Annotated in this window: 14 protein-coding genes; 9 read left to right on the top strand and 5 right to left on the bottom strand. The window is 44.6% G+C overall.

The annotated features are described in order from the left end of the window. The first annotated feature begins 441 nt into the window (after positions 1-441). On the top strand, positions 442-1,071 hold the full coding sequence (locus QUB25_RS17335) for a TraX family protein (protein WP_333184552.1): 630 nt from the start codon (positions 442-444) through the stop codon (positions 1,069-1,071). Between the two features lie 100 nt (positions 1,072-1,171). On the opposite strand, the gene QUB25_RS17340 is transcribed toward QUB25_RS17335, so the two are convergent. Continuing rightward, entirely contained in the window at positions 1,172-1,810 is a 639-nt protein-coding gene (locus tag QUB25_RS17340) for a restriction endonuclease subunit R (protein WP_333184555.1), read from the bottom strand. 286 nt (positions 1,811-2,096) lie between these two features. Between QUB25_RS17340 and pds the strand changes: the two genes are divergently transcribed. After that, positions 2,097-3,470, top strand: coding sequence for a 15-cis-phytoene desaturase (pds, locus tag QUB25_RS17345; RefSeq protein WP_333154319.1), 1,374 nt, complete (start codon positions 2,097-2,099; stop codon positions 3,468-3,470). Positions 3,471-3,561: 91 nt separating this feature from the next. After that, positions 3,562-4,491, top strand: coding sequence for a 15-cis-phytoene synthase CrtB (gene crtB, locus QUB25_RS17350; protein WP_333060155.1), 930 nt, complete (start codon positions 3,562-3,564; stop codon positions 4,489-4,491). 142 nt (positions 4,492-4,633) lie between these two features. Here crtB and QUB25_RS17355 read toward each other — a convergent pair whose 3' ends face one another. Beyond that, positions 4,634-5,131: a hypothetical protein gene (locus QUB25_RS17355; RefSeq protein WP_333184559.1), complete on the bottom strand. Its 498-nt coding sequence runs from the start codon at positions 5,129-5,131 to the stop codon at positions 4,634-4,636. Positions 5,132-5,404: 273 nt separating this feature from the next. Then, positions 5,405-8,128, bottom strand: coding sequence for a valine--tRNA ligase (locus QUB25_RS17360; RefSeq protein WP_333184561.1), 2,724 nt, complete (start codon positions 8,126-8,128; stop codon positions 5,405-5,407). A 157-nt stretch (positions 8,129-8,285) separates the two neighbouring features. On the opposite strand from QUB25_RS17360, the gene QUB25_RS17365 reads away from it, so the two are divergent. Together QUB25_RS17365 and QUB25_RS17370 are read left to right on the top strand one after the other, a co-directional pair. Then, positions 8,286-8,621, top strand: a complete 336-nt coding sequence (locus QUB25_RS17365; RefSeq protein ID WP_333184564.1) for a hypothetical protein — start codon at positions 8,286-8,288, stop codon at positions 8,619-8,621. After that, positions 8,614-8,988, top strand: a complete 375-nt coding sequence (locus QUB25_RS17370) for a type II toxin-antitoxin system RelE/ParE family toxin (RefSeq protein WP_333184568.1) — start codon at positions 8,614-8,616, stop codon at positions 8,986-8,988. Before QUB25_RS17365 ends, QUB25_RS17370 begins: the two co-directional genes overlap by 8 nt. Before the next feature lie 318 nt (positions 8,989-9,306). Here QUB25_RS17370 and QUB25_RS17375 read toward each other — a convergent pair whose 3' ends face one another. Continuing rightward, positions 9,307-10,959 carry an FAD-dependent oxidoreductase gene (locus QUB25_RS17375; protein ID WP_333184569.1) on the bottom strand — a complete coding sequence of 551 codons (1,653 nt, stop codon included), beginning with the start codon at positions 10,957-10,959 and terminating at the stop codon, positions 9,307-9,309. A gap of 58 nt (positions 10,960-11,017) precedes the next feature. Between QUB25_RS17375 and QUB25_RS17380 the strand changes: the two genes are divergently transcribed. From QUB25_RS17380 to QUB25_RS17390, 3 genes are all read left to right on the top strand, one after another. Continuing rightward, the gene (locus tag QUB25_RS17380) at positions 11,018-11,188 is read left to right on the top strand and encodes a hypothetical protein (protein ID WP_333184572.1); all 171 of its coding nucleotides are present in this window, start codon (positions 11,018-11,020) and stop codon (positions 11,186-11,188) included. Positions 11,189-11,437: 249 nt separating this feature from the next. Further along, complete coding sequence (locus QUB25_RS17385; protein WP_333184575.1) at positions 11,438-13,603, top strand: AAA family ATPase; 2,166 nt, start codon at positions 11,438-11,440, stop codon at positions 13,601-13,603. 47 nt (positions 13,604-13,650) lie between these two features. Then, positions 13,651-14,847, top strand: coding sequence for a 5-methylcytosine restriction system specificity protein McrC (locus tag QUB25_RS17390; RefSeq protein WP_333184577.1), 1,197 nt, complete (start codon positions 13,651-13,653; stop codon positions 14,845-14,847). 91 nt (positions 14,848-14,938) lie between these two features. Here QUB25_RS17390 and QUB25_RS17395 read toward each other — a convergent pair whose 3' ends face one another. After that, positions 14,939-15,943 carry a phosphoribulokinase gene (locus tag QUB25_RS17395; protein WP_015179263.1) on the bottom strand — a complete coding sequence of 335 codons (1,005 nt, stop codon included), beginning with the start codon at positions 15,941-15,943 and terminating at the stop codon, positions 14,939-14,941. A gap of 587 nt (positions 15,944-16,530) precedes the next feature. On the opposite strand from QUB25_RS17395, the gene petH reads away from it, so the two are divergent. Next, positions 16,531-17,736, top strand: a complete 1,206-nt coding sequence (gene petH / locus QUB25_RS17400; protein ID WP_333184579.1) for a ferredoxin--NADP reductase — start codon at positions 16,531-16,533, stop codon at positions 17,734-17,736. Positions 17,737-17,825: the final 89 nt, after the last annotated feature.

The following is a 17,825-nucleotide window of genomic DNA, read 5'->3' on the forward strand; positions in this document are numbered from 1 at the left end:
TAGCTCAGTAAAATAGTTGAGAATAAAGTGATTAAAAACTTCTTTTGGGGTTGACTAATCCCTGGCATTTGTTGTAAGATGGATTCAATAATCTTCATAAGGCAATCTGTTAAGCTTGTGTGTTTTTATAGCTTAACCTAAAAGAGCGCCTTTTTTTCTGTTCATTTGGGGTTCAGATTGCACTCATTTTTTTCGCTTCTGTGATTTATTTCGTAAGCGTTGCTTGCCGAAGCCATCGCATCCCTCTTGAAAAACTGTCCGGAGTATTGATAAACTACAAAATATCTATATTTAAAAAACCCTCGCCAAACTGCACTTTATAGCATATAAAAGATACAGACAAAACGAAAGTTGGTAGATATTTTGTCTAAACTTTTAACAAGTATTTACTAATTAGTACAATCAACAAAGTTTTAATAACATAATTTGAGGATAAATTGTATGAATCAAAATCAAATTAAATGGTTGGCAGCCGTTCTAATGCTAATAGACCACATCGGATTTATGCTTGAAGCAGAGCCCATGCGGATCGTCGGTCGCCTCAGTTTTCCGTTGTTTAGTTGGGTGTTTGCTCAAAATTGGAAACGACCGGGGGACAAAAATCCTCTAATTACTCGACTGATATTATTTGGAGTACTTTCTCAAATACCTCATATGTTACTTTTTGGCAATTTACAGTTAAACATCATGTTTAGCTTTGCCGTAGCAGCACTAACTTTGAGCTACATCCGACGCTTCGATCGCAAAATTGCAGTTTTATGCACAGGTCTAGTAACTGCTCAAATTTTAGGAGTGAGTTACGGCTGGTATGCAGTGGCTTGCCCGCTATTGATGATTAGGTGGAAAGGAGGAGGATCTCGCCTTTGGTGGTTCCGCTGGACTATAGCAAATATCGGATATGCAATTAGTTGCAAAAGCTGGATTCAAATTTTCGCCATATTCACACCGCTAGTTCTGACATACTACGATACCTCTAAAGACCAAAAACCAACGGCTATCGAAAAAAGATTTTTCTATTATTTTTACCCACTACACCTTGGGGGGCTAGCGGCACTGCGAACAATTGTCTAAATAAGACTGGGGATTCTAATTAGTTCATTGTTGATTTTTTATTTAAACGAAGTACAACCGCGTCTCTGAGCGATCGCGCTCTTCTGGGGGCGATCGCTTTCTAAACTATATTGCCCACATTCAACTGACCGAGGCGCTTCAAAATACTCAGCACACTGTACAAATCATTCCCCGAATTGAACATAGAAAACCAGCGAGAAAAAGCGTACTGCGGTGTTTCCCGCTTAACTAACTTGACAAATAAAAAACTAGAGCCATTCATTAACAATCCGTAAGTAGGTCGATCGGCACTCAGATTAGCTAACATATAAGCTAGTAGCTGCGGAATCCAGACCTCCAAAGAAAAAGCAGCCTTCATGGACTCGATCACCACTACCCAAAACTCCTTAAACAAAGCCAAAACATCCAACTGTCCCCTCACAATCACTCCTTCATCTTCGTCAATAATTTCTACAGACTTTTCTGAAGTAACATGAAAAGGAGCAAGATAGAAATCAGCTAAATCCAAAAACGGAGACAGCACAACCATTTTGACTGTATTTTCTAGAAGTGGCGGATGTTTGAGCAAATTCCTGTAACTTGCCTTCACTCTGTCCAGCCGCTCTTTTTCATAATCGCTGATTTCTGGCAAATCATCTTGCCACTCGCGAAAGAATTGGTCATCCTCAACCCACTCAATTTTGAATTGGGTTTCCAAATCGTTCAACGCGACATTTCTAGCTTGAATTGTTTGTACCATAAATTTAAGCAATTTATCAAAATTTGCTCTTAATTTATGATAGCAATAATTGCTAAATTTCCGTTAATACTGAAGTATTGCGTCTTTTCAAACAGGACATCGCTGAATGCTGAATAACGATATTGCCCGCAGTTTGCTTTGAGACAGGGACTTTCAGTCCCTGGCGGACTTTCGGGCTAAGCCGACACCTCCAAGCACTGCCGTGTCCCTACAGATTTCCCAAAAAATGTAACGAGTTGTAAAGTATAATTAAACCGAAGCGAACACAGAGGCCAAGTAGTATCAAATGCGAGTTGCGATCGCCGGAGCAGGCTTAGCAGGACTTTCCTGCGCTAAATATCTTACCGACGCGGGCCACACCCCCATCCTCCTAGAAAGTCGGGACGTACTCGGCGGCAAAGTAGCCGCCTGGAAAGATGCAGACGGCGACTGGTACGAAACCGGCCTCCACATCTTCTTCGGCGCATACCCGAATATGCTCCAACTCTTCAAAGAACTTGACATTGAAGACCGGCTGCAATGGAAAGAACACTCGATGATTTTCAATCAGCCGGAAACCCCCGGAACCTATTCCCGCTTTGACTTTCCCGACCTTCCGGCCCCCTTCAACGGCGTCGCAGCCATCTTGAGCAACAACGATATGCTCACCTGGCCCGAAAAAATCCGCTTTGGCATCGGTTTGATTCCGGCGATGCTTCAGGGTCAAAACTATGTCGAAGCAATGGACAAATACTCGTTTTCCGACTGGCTGAAAAAGCAAAACGTCCCCCCCAGAGTCGAAAAAGAAGTATTCATCGCCATGTCCAAGGCGCTCAACTTCATCGACCCCCACGAAATATCTGCAACCATACTGCTGACAGCCCTCAACCGCTTCTTGCAAGAGAAAAACGGCTCGAAAATGGCCTTTTTAGACGGTTCCCCCACAGAGAGGTTGTGTCAGCCGATGGTAGACTACATAACTGAGCGCGGCGGTGAAGTACGGCTGAATGCCCCCATCGGGGAGTTTTTGCTCAACGATGACAACACGGTGCGCGGCTTCCAGATTCGGGGAGTAAAAGGGGCAGAGTCAGAAATTCTGACGGCCGATATTTACGTTTCCGCGATGCCGGTTGACCCGCTGAAGCTGATGATGCCGAAACCTTGGGGCGAAATGGATTATTTCAAACAGCTCGAAGGCTTGGAGGGAGTACCCGTCATTAATGTACACTTGTGGTTCGATCGCAAATTAACTGACATCGACCATTTGCTGTTCTCGCGATCGCCCCTGCTGAGCGTCTACGCCGACATGAGCAACACCTGCCGCGAATATGCCAACCCAGACAAATCCATGCTGGAACTGGTTTTAGCACCGGCCAAAGACTGGATAGGCAAATCAGACGAAGATATCGTCGCAGCCACAATGGTCGAGTTAGAAAAACTCTTTCCCGATCAAATCCCAGAACCAGCCAAACTGCTCAAATATCACGTAGTCAAAACCCCACGTTCCGTCTACAAAGCTACTCCCGGACGCCAGCAGTGCCGTCCCACACAAACAACTCCCATTAGCAATTTCTATCTAACGGGGGATTATACGATGCAGCGTTATCTTGCGAGTATGGAAGGTGCCGTGCTTTCTGGTAAGCTGACAGCGCAGGCTATTTCAACGGCCAATAACCAATGAAAAATTAAGAATTTTTCATAAAGACGTAAAAAATCTCCCGTTTTCTAAACGGGGGAAAATCAGTTCTAATCTTTAAATTTCTTATTCTCGGATGCTGCAACTGTCAAAACTCCAGTGCATGAGAACTCTGGCTTCTGTGGATGACTCTTACGAACTGTGCCGCCAAGTCACGGCGAGTTATGCCAAAAATTTTTATTTAGGCACTCAACTCATGCCCGAAGCCAAGCGTCGGGCGATTTGGGCGATTTACGTCTGGTGCCGCCGCACCGACGAACTCGTAGACGGGCCGGGTTCTGATGCAACGACTCCTGAAACCCTCAATCTGTGGGAAAAACGCCTAGAATCTGTGTTTGCCGGCCATCCTCACGATGACTACGACGTAGCTTTGGTGGATACGCTGTCTCGTTTCCCGATCGACATTCAGCCGTTTCGAGAGATGATTGCGGGCCAGCAAATGGACTTGTACCGCAGCCGCTACGAAACTTTTGAAGAGCTCAATCTTTACTGTTATCGAGTAGCGGGTACTGTAGGGCTGATGTCGATGTCTGTCATGGGTGTAGGCGAATCGAGCTCGGCTGCTAACTGGAATTGGCACTGGGGGAATAGAATTCCCAAAGAAGAAGCGATAGCCCTGGGTATTGCCAAGCAGTTGACTAATATTCTGCGCGATGTCGGAGAAGACGCCCGCCGCGGCCGCATTTACATACCCTTAGAAGACTTAGCCTTGTTTAACTACACCGAAGAAGATTTATTCAACGGTGTAATTGACAACCGCTGGCGGGAATTGATGCGGTTTCAAATTCAGCGAGCTCGCAAATTATACGCCAGCGCCGAACCCGGAATTAAAGTGCTCAGTCCCGATATCCGCTGGACAGTTTGGGCTGCTACTATGCTGTACAGCAGGATCTTAAATGCGATCGAACGCAATCAGTACGATGTTTTCCAGAAGCGGGCTTATGTTAGCAATTCTCAGAAATTGCTGTGTCTCCCCGCCGCTTGGATGAAGTCAAAAGTGCTTTAGCCACAGGCAATTGTGCTGGCGATTCGGCAACGGGTAAGGGGTATTTGTCAAGTTACAAATTATATGATGTCCAGCAAATTGCATATGAGGTTTGTGGGGATGCGCTAGTGCCGTGTCCCTAGGTTTGGTGTGTTAATTTAAGTCAACTTAGTGGAGTAGCTGGCGGAATTTGCAATTGGGCGATCGAACTTTCCAACAATTGCTTTTCCTGCTGGAGTTTTGCTTCTAAATTTTGAATTTGTTCTCGGCGGGCTTCAACTTCAATCAAGCGGCGAGACAATTCTTGACTTTGCAAAGTGAGAGATTGCCTCCAATCTTCTGCTTTCTGGGCTTCTTGCTGCAAAAAATCGGGAGTAAAGCCTGTTGTTAAATATTTCTCTACTAATTGCAGTACCCAGTTTGTAGCTGCTTGAATATTTACAACCTGGTTATTTTCGCCAATATCTGCTAATACTAGCATCCCTTCATTTAAAACATTAGGTGCAGAGTTAATTGGATTTTGAGCAAAATCTGGCGGTAGGGTCAAGACAGTTTCTTCAAAAAGCATAGCCCAAGTATCCTCAGCATTTTGGCAAGCCAGCAATTGCAGACTTATCTCGCCTAAAATTTCCTGATTTTGTACTTGGGCTAAATATAACATGAGGGTAATTAGTGATTGGTAATTAGTAACTGGGTATTAATTATTGGTTATTAGTTATTGGTTATTAGTTATTTGTATATCTCGCTTGTCGCCGAGACTCGATCCCCCTAAATCCCCCTTAAGAAGGGGGACTTTGAGCGCTTTTGTCCCCCCCTTTTTAAGGGGGGTTAGGGGGGATCGAGAGGATTGTGACTCCCATAGAAGACCGATACTACCTTGACTGTACAATTTAGATGCGCCTCAACTTAGCAGTCAACACTCAACAGTCAACTATTAAAACACCTTTAGCCGATCGCGCAAAATCTCGGCCTGTTTTTCGGCTTCCGCCAAAGCATCCCTCGCCCCCTGAACCACATCAGGAGTAGCCTTATCCACAAACTTCTGATTAGTCAAGCGCGCCGCAGTATGCTTAATTTCAGCTTCCACCTTGCTCAACTTCTTTTCTAATTTAGCACGCAAAGCCGCCAAATCCACCACCCCAGCCAGAGGAATCAATACTTGCACAGTACCTACAACCCCAGCAATTGTCTGTCCCAAATCTGTATCCAAACTAGCAGTAACTGTCAGATTTTCGACTTTTGCCAAATCCTGAATGTAAACACCTCCATCTGAGATTATTTGGCGTTCTTTCTCGCTTTCGCTTTGCAAAATCGCCGTCACCTTCACACTGGGTTTGATATCAGCATCTGCCCGCAAATTGCGAATAGTGCGAATTGTACCGAACAACAACTCAAACTGCTGTTCTAATTCAGCATCAATTAGCGAGATATCAGCTTCAGGATAAGCTTGCAAAGCCAAACATCGATCGTCACCTGTTTGAGTCAGAGTGTGCCAAATCTCCTCAGTAATGTGCGGCATAAAAGGATGCAGCAGTTTCAGAATACCCTCCAACACAAAAGCAAAAGTTTGCTGTGCCACTTTCTTAGAATTTGGTTCAGCATCCTGTTGCAAGCGAGATTTGACTAACTCAATATACCAGTCACAGAAATCGCCCCAAATAAACTCATAAAGTCCCTTCGCCGCTTCCCCCAAACCGTAATTTTCCAAACAATTGCGGCTTTCTTGCACAACTTGATAATAGCGAGACAGAATCCACCGATCGCACAATTCCAAACCAGCTTCCACAGAAGGACTTCCCAACTGCTGCGGCGTCTGTCCCTCCAAATTCATCATCACAAACCTGGCCGCATTCCACAACTTATTCGTGAAGTTCCGCGAAGCTTCCACCGATTTCGATTCATCAGTTTTGCGATCGTACTCCATGCGAATATTTTGACCGGCCCCAACCACTTCCTTAACCAAAGTGTAGCGCAAAGCATCAGTACCGTACTTGCCAATCAACAGCAGCGGGTCGATACCGTTGTTTTTACTCTTAGACATTTTCTGACCGTTTTCATCCAACACCAAACCGTGAATGTAAACAGTATCAAAAGGCATCTTTCCAGTAAAATGTCCTGCCATCATCGTCATTCTAGCCACCCAGAAAAAGATGATATCAAAACCTGTAACCAAAGTAGTTGTCGGATAGTAAAACTCCAAATCTTTAGTTTTGTCCGGCCATCCCAAAGTTGAAAAAGGCCACAAACCCGACGAAAACCAAGTATCCAATACGTCGGGATCTCTGGCTAGCTGCACGTCATTACCAAATTTAGCCGTAGCTTTTTCCTTAGCTTCAGCTTCAGTTTTCGCAACTATAAAAGGTGTTGTATCAGTAATTTCTCCTTGGGTTTCGCTAACAGCATACCAAGCCGGAATTTGGTGTCCCCACCACAATTGTCGGGAGATACACCAATCCTTTAGCTTCACCAACCAATCGCGATAAACCTTTGTCCATCTGTCAGGAACAAAGACTGGTGAGTTACTTTGATCTAATGCTTCTAAAGCGCGTTGAGAAAGAGGATCTATCTTCACAAACCATTGCGTAGATATCAACGGTTCGACCGGAACTTTGCCGCGTTCGCTGTAGGGAACAGTATGCTTGTAATCTTCTATTTTAACCAAAATACCGTCAGTTTCTAACCGCTGCACCACATTTTTCCGGGCAACAAATCGGTCTAGTCCCTGGAAATCTGCGGCATTTTCATTTAAAGTGCCGTCCTTATTCATGATGTTAATAAACGGCAAATTGTGACGCTTACCCATCTCGAAGTCATTCGGATCGTGGGCGGGTGTCACCTTGACACAACCAGTTCCGAAAGTCGGATCGACAAACTCATCAGCAATGATTGGGATTTCGCGATTCACGATCGGCAAAGTGACAGTTTTACCGATAAGATGCTTGTAGCGATCGTCCTGTGGATTCACAGCCACCCCAGTATCGCCCAGCATCGTTTCCGGTCGAGTCGTCGCCACCTCCAAATAACCAGAACCGTCCGTCAAAGGATAGCGGAAATGCCACAAATGCCCGTCAACTTCCTGCTGATCAACCTCCAAATCCGACACAGCAGACTGACTCGCCGGACACCAATTCACCAAGTAATTGCCGCGATAAATCAGCCCCTCATCGTACAGACGGACAAACGCTTCTAAAACCGCAGCGGATAAGCCTTCATCCATCGTAAAGCGTTCGCGCGACCAATCGACAGACACGCCCAAACTGCGTAATTGATTAGTAATAGTATTGCCCGATTCAGCTTTCCACTCCCAGGCCCGTTCCAAGAATTTTTCTCTACCTAAATCGTGGCGAGTTTTGCCTTCTGCTTTGAGTTGCTTTTCGAGAATAGTTTGAACTGCGATGCTAGCATGATCCGTTCCCGGCAACCACAGGGTATTGCGTCCAGTCATGCGGTGATAGCGGACGAGGACATCAATCAGCGTCTCTTCAAAAGCGTGTCCCATGTGGAGACTGCCGGTGACGTTGGGCGGCGGGATGACGACGCAGTAAGGTTCGCCTCCGGCTTCTGGGTCAGCTTTGAAGGTTTGGTTGTCTTCCCAGTATTTTTGCCACTTCGCTTCGGTGGCTTTGGGGTCGTATTGCGGGGGTAGGTTTGCGGTCATGGTGGCTTGAGAGTTTGATCTTATTTAAGATTGTGCCATAGAAGGGAGGAGAAGAGTTTTGAACCGCATCCGCGTCAGAGGCAGAGGGAAGAGCGATATTCAAGGCGGGGCGGGTTTACGTTAAAATGAAGGTAAAATTAAAAGGTTTGATGGCATTATGAATGTAGCTGCACTTCGACATCAAATCGATCGATGGCTCGATCGACTCTCTCCAGAACATCTGGCATTAGTTGCGAGTTTTATAGAGTTTCTAAGCCAAAAGCAACGTCAGGGGGTAATCATTTCGCAAAATAATCTGCCAGAGGTTTTCTCAGCAGAAATCCAAGAGATGCCTCCTGCTAATTATTTTAGTATTTCAGAACCCTCAGAAATTGACGGAGAGGACCAATCTAAAGCAGCGCTTCTACAAGATTTTCGGCAAGCTTGGCACGAAGCCATGACTGGGCAAACCATTTCGGTTGCTCAAATGTGGGAAGGAATTGAAAATGACTGACTTGCCCTTAATTCAAGTTATAGTTTCACCAACCTTCAATCGCAATTTACGCAATCTTGCAAAAAAATACCGCAGCATTCGCAATGATATTCAACCCATTATCGAACAACTCACACGGGGAGAACTGCCAGGAGATCGAATTGCTGGAGTGGGTTATGCAGTCTTCAAGTTGAGAGTCCGAAATAGCGACACTCAAAAAGGTAAAAGTGGTGGATACCGTTTAATTTACTACGTCCAAACAGCAACGGGAATCATTTTGCTGACCCTTTACACCAAATCCGAACAAGTCGATATTGCAGCAGAGGATATTCAGAACATTATTACAGAATACGAGCAGCAGCAGAGCGAAGATCGAGAGGATATCTAAGAGTTGGGGAATCTTGCGCCGTCGAATATGAGGTTTCGACATCTTCAGTGGTTAAATCCTTTTAATATCTTATTTGACAGAAATCCCTAATCTAAAACCCGCATTCTCTGGGAGAAAGCCACGATTTTGCAGAGAAATCGGTTTTCTTTTTGCCTTAGTCCTACTGGTAAAACAAATTGCAATAATTAAGAATCGCAATGAATAACAGTTATCAAACTCCAGGAATTGCGTTTTTTGTTCTCAAACTCAAACAAAATTTTCTAGTTTCTAGGCGGGATTTAACATCGTATAGCAACACGGGCGACTGCTATACCTCGATTATTTCACCTCCTTATAATCCACCCCATAACTCGTATCTCTCCCCGACAAATACGTAGTTTTCCCCGTTAAAGTCTCCAGAGTTTTTTTCGTTTCAGCCGAAGTAATCGAATTCAGAGGTACGCCGAACTTGCTAGCCAAGGCAGCCGCCACGCCCACACCTTGTCCTTGATAAATATTCACCGTCGCAATTCGCCCGACGGATACAGCCATACCCACATAACCGGACGATCGCCCGACAATGGCTAAATTCTTGACTTTGCTAGCTAAAGCACTTTCTATTCCGAAATTATAGACTGGCAGCGGCGGAATTCTCGTAGATAAATTCTTGACTCCGCCCCGCATATCGAAATCGTAGGAAAAACTGCCGATCGACTTTTCGGGTACTGTTCCTCCTTTGATAATCTCCTTCCCCGTCAGCGGATCTATCACATCGCGAACGTTCAAAGTATGCCTGATATAAATCTCGTCTGGAATAAATACTCTCACATCTTTACCAGACTTTTTTTGTAGCCAGTGTTGGAGATGTGACATTTCTTTAATCATTTCAGGAGTCGGTTTTCTGCCGTTAGCTTCCATCTTCATGATTTGGTGAACTTGGTATTTAAACAAAAAACCGTTCCAGGAGAGTACATTTTTGTTATAAACGCAGACATTGCCTTTATCAAAAAAGAATCCTTTATTTTGACTAAAGGGCAGATTTCTGTCTATGTGATACGCTGCGCCTATGGCTACGCTTCTGATATCGTAGCCGTCTGTATATGGCTGATAAATCGTACTCCAGAAATTCCTCAGCCAGAATTTTGTACTAGCCGGATCTTTAGATTTCATAATGCTTTCTTTGATCTTTTTTACCAAAGACCGATTATAGAGAATTTCATCTTCTATGCTGCGGAATTCGGACATCGTTATACCTGTAATTCTCGGAACTACAGAGACAGCTAAAGTTTCATTTTTGGATTTTATATTTTGAGATTCATATCCTGTATAATAAGATAATCCGGCTTTTCTAGCCAATTCAGCGTCTTGAGTTACGTCAATAAAAGAGTTGGCTTTAATTTTTAGAGTGCTGCCTTTTACTTCGGCATATTCAATTTTTTTATCTACGACGTGGGGAGTAAGAGTTGAGTTGGAAATAACTCTGACTTTTGCTGCTGAAAGCATTTGCCTGAGAGCTCGATCTGCCTTTTTTGGATCTAAGCAAGATTCGCGCGCATTGGCTTTATCTAAGAATTCCTTAAAACATTGGGCGTAGGGTTGGCGATACCAACCGGGGATTTTATCTAAATCGATGTAAGCTAAACCGCCGCGGGTGAGTAAGCCGCCCAAAGGATCTCTTCCGTAGTTCGATCGCACGATCGCAACTTTGCCCTTTGCGCCTAAAGTTTTCTTAGCCCATATCGCCGCACATATCCCCGGTACTTCATCACCATATACTACTACATCAAACTTTTGCTCGGGTGATTTTTTGGGAACTACCGGAGGCGGGCTGCTGGGTTTTTGCGGCAGATTTCCAGCGTCTAAGGTAGCACTTGCTGGGTCTCTATTTGCGATATAATTTTCTATCTCTCTGAAAACTGGATAATTAAGTAAAAGTTTTAGGGCGGCAAAGATGATTGCAATTGAAGCTAATTTCTTGAAAGTAGAGAGCATTCAGTTGACTCGTTTATAAATTTGCATTACCTGAAAGCACAGTTCAGGGTTGACGGAATTGAATATAGCACGTTTAGATAATTTCGACACAAGTTTAAATTTTCCGGCAACTGTTGTTAGAGCTTTTGCCAGTGTTACTGGTTTGGCAGGGCAATTGATGAGGGTAATGATGGTGGGTGCGATCGCATCTCAGATATCTGGTGTCGGGAAGGGCGATCGGCTACAATAATTTAATCAATTAGGACGACGGCAAAAAAAACTCGTTTCTCCGAAAAATTGTGGATAGAGCCCAGAGATATTGACACAGAAACCGGGTTTTTGACCCGTAGTGCGTAAGTTATGTCAATTTTATTGAAAGGAAGAAGACAATAATTAAGGGTTAGCACAAATTGTTTTAAAACTTGCTTTTTGACATTTTTAAGTTTAAAATTATAGGTACTTGTGGATCTTAAGAACGGAGTCTGTTAAATAAAAAATTGTGGATAAATTATCGACCGCATCCCCAGCAGAGTATATTGCCTTATTGGGTAAATTATGGCAAGCCACCTCTGACAGTGATGGTGATGAAAAAGTCGTCTATCCCATCCTGGAGGCTAACCAAGATAAACTCAATCGTACCTTAGTTGCAATGTACCCCAATTGGGTTCACAACATTCTCTCCCAAGCCGCACCAGAAAAAGCTCGAAATGTTGCAATAGATTTGGTCAATTTCAGTGATTTATTTCAGCTATTCCCTTTAGGCAACAGGGCTAGTCAGGTAGACATGGCGATTATTGGTTACGAATTAGCTTTAACCATCCTCACCCGTGCCGATTTTCCCCGAAATTGGGCACTGACTCAAAATAATCTGGCAGGTGCCTACATGGCCAAAATCACCGGCAACCGGGCTGAGAATATAGATGAGGCGATTAGTTGTTATCAACTGGCTTTAGAAGTCTACACCCGTGCCGATTTTCCCCAAGATTGGGCAATGACTCAAAATAATCTGGGACTTGCCTACAAGGACAAAATCACCGGCAACCGGGCTGAGAATATAGATGAGGCGATTAGTTGTTATCAACTGGCTTTAGAAATCTACACCCGTACCCATTTTCGGGAAAATTGGGCAAGGACTCAAAATAATCTGGGACTTGCCTACAAGGACAAAATCACCGGCAACCGATCTGAGAATATAGATGAGGCGATTAGTTGTTATCAACTGGCTTTAGAAGTCTACACCCGTGCCGATTTTCCCCAAGATTGGGCAATGACTCAAAATAATCTGGGACTTGCCTACAAGGACAAAATCACCGGCAACCGGGCTGAGAATATAGATGAGGCGATTAGTTGTTATCAACTGGCTTTAGAAATCTACACCCGTACCCATTTTCGGGAAAATTGGGCAAGGACTCAAAATAATCTGGGACTTGCCTATTTTCCCGAAAATTGGGCAATGACTCAAAATAATCTGGGACTTGCCTACATGGACAAAATCACCGGCAACCGGGCTGAGAATATAGATGAGGCAATTAGTTGTTATCAACTGGCTTTAGAAATCTACACCCGTGCCGCTTTTCCCGAAAATTGGGCAATGACTCAATATAATCTGGGACTTGCCTACATGGACAAAATCACCGGCAACCGGGCTGAGAATATAGATGAGGCAATTAGTTGTTATCAACTGGCTTTAGAAATCTACACCCGTGCCGATTTTCCCGAAAATTGGGCAATGACTCAATATAATCTGGGACTTGCCTACAAGGACAAAATCACCGGCAACCGCGCTGAGAATATAGATACCGATGTTAAAATACTAGAGTTGCAACCGGAATATCTTTTGAACCAATGTGCCGAAGAAACTGGCTTTGACGAAACAGAACTAACCCGATGGATACACGCCATTAACCGCAAAGGCCAAACCATCATCCAAGGCCCACCCGGAACCGGAAAAACCTTCATAGCAGAAAGACTTGCCAAACACTTAATCGGCGGCGGTGACGGTTTCTCAGACATTATCCAATTTCACCCCGCCTACACCTACGAAGACTTTATCGAAGGCCTCCGCCCAATAACTCAAAACGGACAATTAACCTACTCAATAGTTCCCGGTAGATTCCTAGAATTCTGCGAAAAAGCCGAACTCTGTGAAGACATTTGTGTTCTCATTATTGATGAAATTAATCGCGCAAATCTCTCTCAAGTCTTTGGCGAGTTAATGTATCTCCTAGATAACCGACAAGACACAGGACGCTTTATTACACTAGCCAGCGGTAAACTATTTAGAATCCCTACAAATGTCCGCATTATTGGCACAATGAATACAGCAGACCGTTCTATTGCCTTAGTCGATAACGCACTCCGCCGCCGCTTCGCATTCATTCCCGTCTATCCAAACTATGAAGTGCTGCGACAGTATCACCACAGAGAGAAAACAGATTTTGCAGTTGATAAATTAACTAGCATTCTACAAGATGTCAATCGCGCAATTAACAACAAACACTATGAACTAGGCATCTCCTTCTTTTTGACAAAAACCTTAGCTGAAGATATCCAAGATATTTGGCAAATGGAAATTGAGCCATACCTCGAAGAATACTTCTTTGATAATCAGGCAAAAATGGATGAGTTTCTCTGGGATAAAATCAACTCTCACTTCAGCAATTGATAATCTAACGCTACCATTATTACCACAAACACGGCGTTACAGCATCTATGAAACGAGAATCACCCCAAATCATCGAACTCACAGAATATCAATCAGCAACCTTTGAGCGAAATTCAATCCCCGAATTAGTAGGAGAGAAAATATACCATAATTATGCCAAGGAAATAGATATAGAATTTCCCAACCCTAAAACTAAATATAAATGGCAATTAAAATCTAAAGGCAGAGTGGGCAACATTCCGATCACTCCAGAATTTCACATCGCCATCCGCCCCAAGGTTCCCATAAACAACCTCTTCGGAATGCTTGACTATGCCTACAACCTTAAGATAAAATTTCCCCAAGGCTCGATTCAGTGCCAATCTTTAGAACAAATTTACGAGAGATTAGCTAACATTCTTGCCCATAAAATCCTAGAACGCTGTCGCAAAGGATTATATCGCGATTACTTATCCAAAACCGAAAGACTCGCCTACATTCGCGGCCGCGTCGATTTGCGGTCAGCCGTTCAAAAACCTTGGGATGTTAAACTAAAATGCCACTATAACGAACAAACAGGCGATATCGAAGACAATCAAATACTCGCTTGGACACTTTTCATCATTGGCCGCAGCGGTTTGTGCCGTGAATCTGTTTCATCCACTGTGCGAAAAGCCTTTCACGTACTCCAAGGATTTGTTACATTAAAACCTTTTAAATCAGAAGCTTGTATTGATAGAAATTATCACCGTTTGAATGAAGATTATCAAGTTTTACACGCTTTATGTCGATTCTTTTTAGATAACACAGGGCCCAGTCACGAAAGTGGCGATCGCGAAATGCTCCCTTTTCTCATAGACATGGCTAATTTATATGAACAATTTGTCGCTGAATGGCTCAAAGCAAATACACCAAAAGGCTTTTTTGTTAAACAACAACACCGAGTCACCCATGACCAAAACTATTTCGATCGCATTGATTTACTCCTAGGCGATAGTGAAACAAAAAAAGTCCAATACGTCCTCGATACAAAATACAAAGCTCCCGATAAAGTAGCCAATAATGACATTCATCAAATAGTTGCTTACGCAAATGCGTTAAAGTGCCAAAATGCAATTCTCGTCTACCCGCAAAACCTCAAACAGCCACTAGACATAAAATATGACGATATCCGAGTTCGCAGTCTAACTTTTTCCCTAGATAGCGACCTCCATGAAGCCGGAAAAACCTTCTTAAAATCTCTACTTCCAAACACCCTCCCCTAACTCTACTCTGCGCCCTCTGCGCCCTCTGCGGTTCATTTTTTCACAAAAAAAGAGGCGCAATTGCGCCTCCCAAATCTTTCATGTCTGCGTTTTAAACACTAACAGCCACTTTCGCTTCTTTTGCAGTCAACTTCTCGTAAGTCGCCCGCATCTTCAATCCAACTAACACTTGGAACAAACCAGTTCCATTGTTAGAACCAGGATATTCACGGTGCTGGAGTAACAGGTGAGTTAACTCGCCTTCATACTTCGTAGAAGTCTTGCTCAAATGGCTTTCGATGTAAATAACTTCTTCGAGATTCTCGAATTGACCATCTACTTCCAAAATCGAGACTTCGTGGCCGTAGAAAGCATCAGGCCCGTAGTACATCTTAATTCCGGGATAGGAACAAGTCAGCTTGCGGCCGCAAGGAACCCAGTTAATTGTTGAACCTTCGTCAAACAAATACGCAGGCTCAAAATTGGCGATGCCTTCGCGCTGGATCATCTGCACGCGCAGAACCTTCCGCTCCTTGTCATCTTTGATCAAGTTGGTCGGCAACACTTGAATTACCACATCAGCATATTGCTTTTGCGGGTCGATGTACGCTGTAAAATCGGGTTTGCGAGCATTGATCGCAAACAGCACGTCTTCGTAACGGTGGCCCCGTTCCGCCATGTCGCGCTGGATTTTCCAAGCAATTTTTACCTCGTCGCTGATGTCGAGGTAGACGCTGAAGTCGAGGAGCGATCGAACTCGCTCGTCGTACAGGGGATGCAGCCCCTCAATCACAATCACGTGATTCGGCTCTACCCTTTCGGGCGGGTCGATCATACCGGTTTCGTGGTTGTAGATCGGCTTGTCGATCGCGTGACCTTCTTTGAGCGCCTTCATTTGCTCGGCCATCAGGTCAAAATTGTTGGCTCTGGGGTCAAGGGCTGTAATCCCTGTTTCCTTGCGCTGCTTGCGATCGAGACTGTGATAGTCGTCGAGGCAGATTACAGTCACGAAATCTTCCCCGAATAAATCTGTCAATCGGCGTAAAAAAGTAGATTTTCCGCATCCGGAATCTCCGGCAACGCCAATTAAAACCACGCGATCCGGCTTACTGGTCATAGTTTCCCTCTAAAACAATCACGGTTTACTAACTAACTCAAGTCTAGATTCCACAAAATTTCAGCCCGCAGGTAGCGACCAGCAGGCTTTGTGCTGCTTTGCTACCCCGAGAGGATCGAGTTCTCACCAGCATACAGCAGTGAGTTGACTGCCTGCCCGGGAAGACCCAAGCAATCTTCAAGGCAAGTAATTAATACTAACTTTAGCGGTTAATCTTACCAGAATGCGTCGGCCCCCTACAAGCTCAACCTCATTAAACTGCTCGAATCTTCCTTTCTCTGGTCGGGCGCTCCCCAAATCAGAAGGACTTATCGGGGCAGATCCCCCGATCGGGTAAAATATTGGCAGTACGCAGACAACAATAGCTATAGGTCAACAGCCGAACGCAATAGGGCTCGGTGAGCGCGGCGTTCGGCTAGTAGGGATTTGATACGCGAGCGATCGCAACTTCAACCTTCCCGCCGGCGTGGCGAGGCCCAAAAATTGGCGAGGCCAATTAGTCCCGATGGCCTTAAGAAAAAAGTAAATTGAGTCTAACGTCACATTCTCTTTCTTTATAACTCTGTATCGTGAAGGAAAATCAACCAATGTACAGCCCAAGCATATCTGGTGTGGCGGCAAACTCAGAATCAGGCAGCCGCATCTTTGTTTACGAAGTGGAGGGTATGCGTCAGAGCCAAGCAACTGACCAATTAAGTAACCCGATTCGCCGTAGCGGCAGCGTATTTATCTCCGTGCCGTACGATCGCATGAATCAGGAAATGCGCCGGATTGCTCGGATGGGTGGAAGAATTGTCAGCATCCGCCCCTCAAACAGCGCTCCCGAAACAAATGGCAAAGTCGCACCAGAAGCAGGGCTACAGAGTCAGAAATCTGGAGAAGAAACTAAGCCCATGACTCAAGCCAAGGAAAAAGTTCAGGTTCCTGTTAACCTCTACAAGCCGGCCAATCCCTATATTGGTAAGTGCATTTCTACAGAAGAATTGGTCAAAGAAGGCGGCGAGGGTACAGTCCGTCACGTCAAATTTGACATTTCTGGAGGCAATTTGCACTATCTCGAAGGTCAAAGTATCGGGATTATTCCCGATGGTACGGATAAAAACGGCAAGCCTCACAAAATTCGGCTGTATTCGATCGCCTCCACCCGTCACGGAGACGATGTAGACGACAAAACAGTCTCTCTGTGCGTCCGCCGCCTAGAGTACAAAAGCCCAGAAACCGGCGAAAAAGTCTTTGGTGTTTGTTCAACTTTTCTCACCGGTTTGCAACCTGGAGATGATGTCAAAATCACCGGCCCCGTAGGCAAAGAAATGCTGTTGCCCGACGACGAGGAAGCCACCGTGATTATGATGGGTACCGGTACGGGTATTGCTCCTTTCCGGGCTTATTTGTGGCGGATGTTTAAAGAAAACAACCCCGATTACAAATTCAGAGGTTTAGCTTGGTTGTTCTTTGGAGTTGCTTACACTCCCAACATTCTTTATAAGGAAGAGTTGGAGCAATTGCAGCGCGAGTTCCCCGATAATTTCCGCTTGACTTATGCAATTAGCCGCGAGCAAAAGAATGCTGACGGCGGCAAGATGTACATTCAAAACCGGATTCAAGAGAACGCAGACCAATTGTGGGAATTGGTTCAAAAGCCGAATACTCACACTTATATCTGCGGTTTGAAGGGTATGGAAGGCGGAATTGATGAGGGAATGTCGGCCGCGGCTGGCAAGTACGGCGTTGACTGGGCTGCCTATCAGAAACAGTTGAAGAAAGAGCACCGTTGGCACGTTGAAACTTACTAATGTGTTACCTGATTTAATCTGATTTGTAGGGTGGGCTTGGCTCGCCCTACATTTTTTTAAACAGTTGTTTTAAACAGTAGTGTAAAATA

This window comes from Microcoleus sp. B3-D7 (assembly GCF_036705305.1).
In the GTDB taxonomy this organism is placed as follows: domain Bacteria; phylum Cyanobacteriota; class Cyanobacteriia; order Cyanobacteriales; family Microcoleaceae; genus Microcoleus.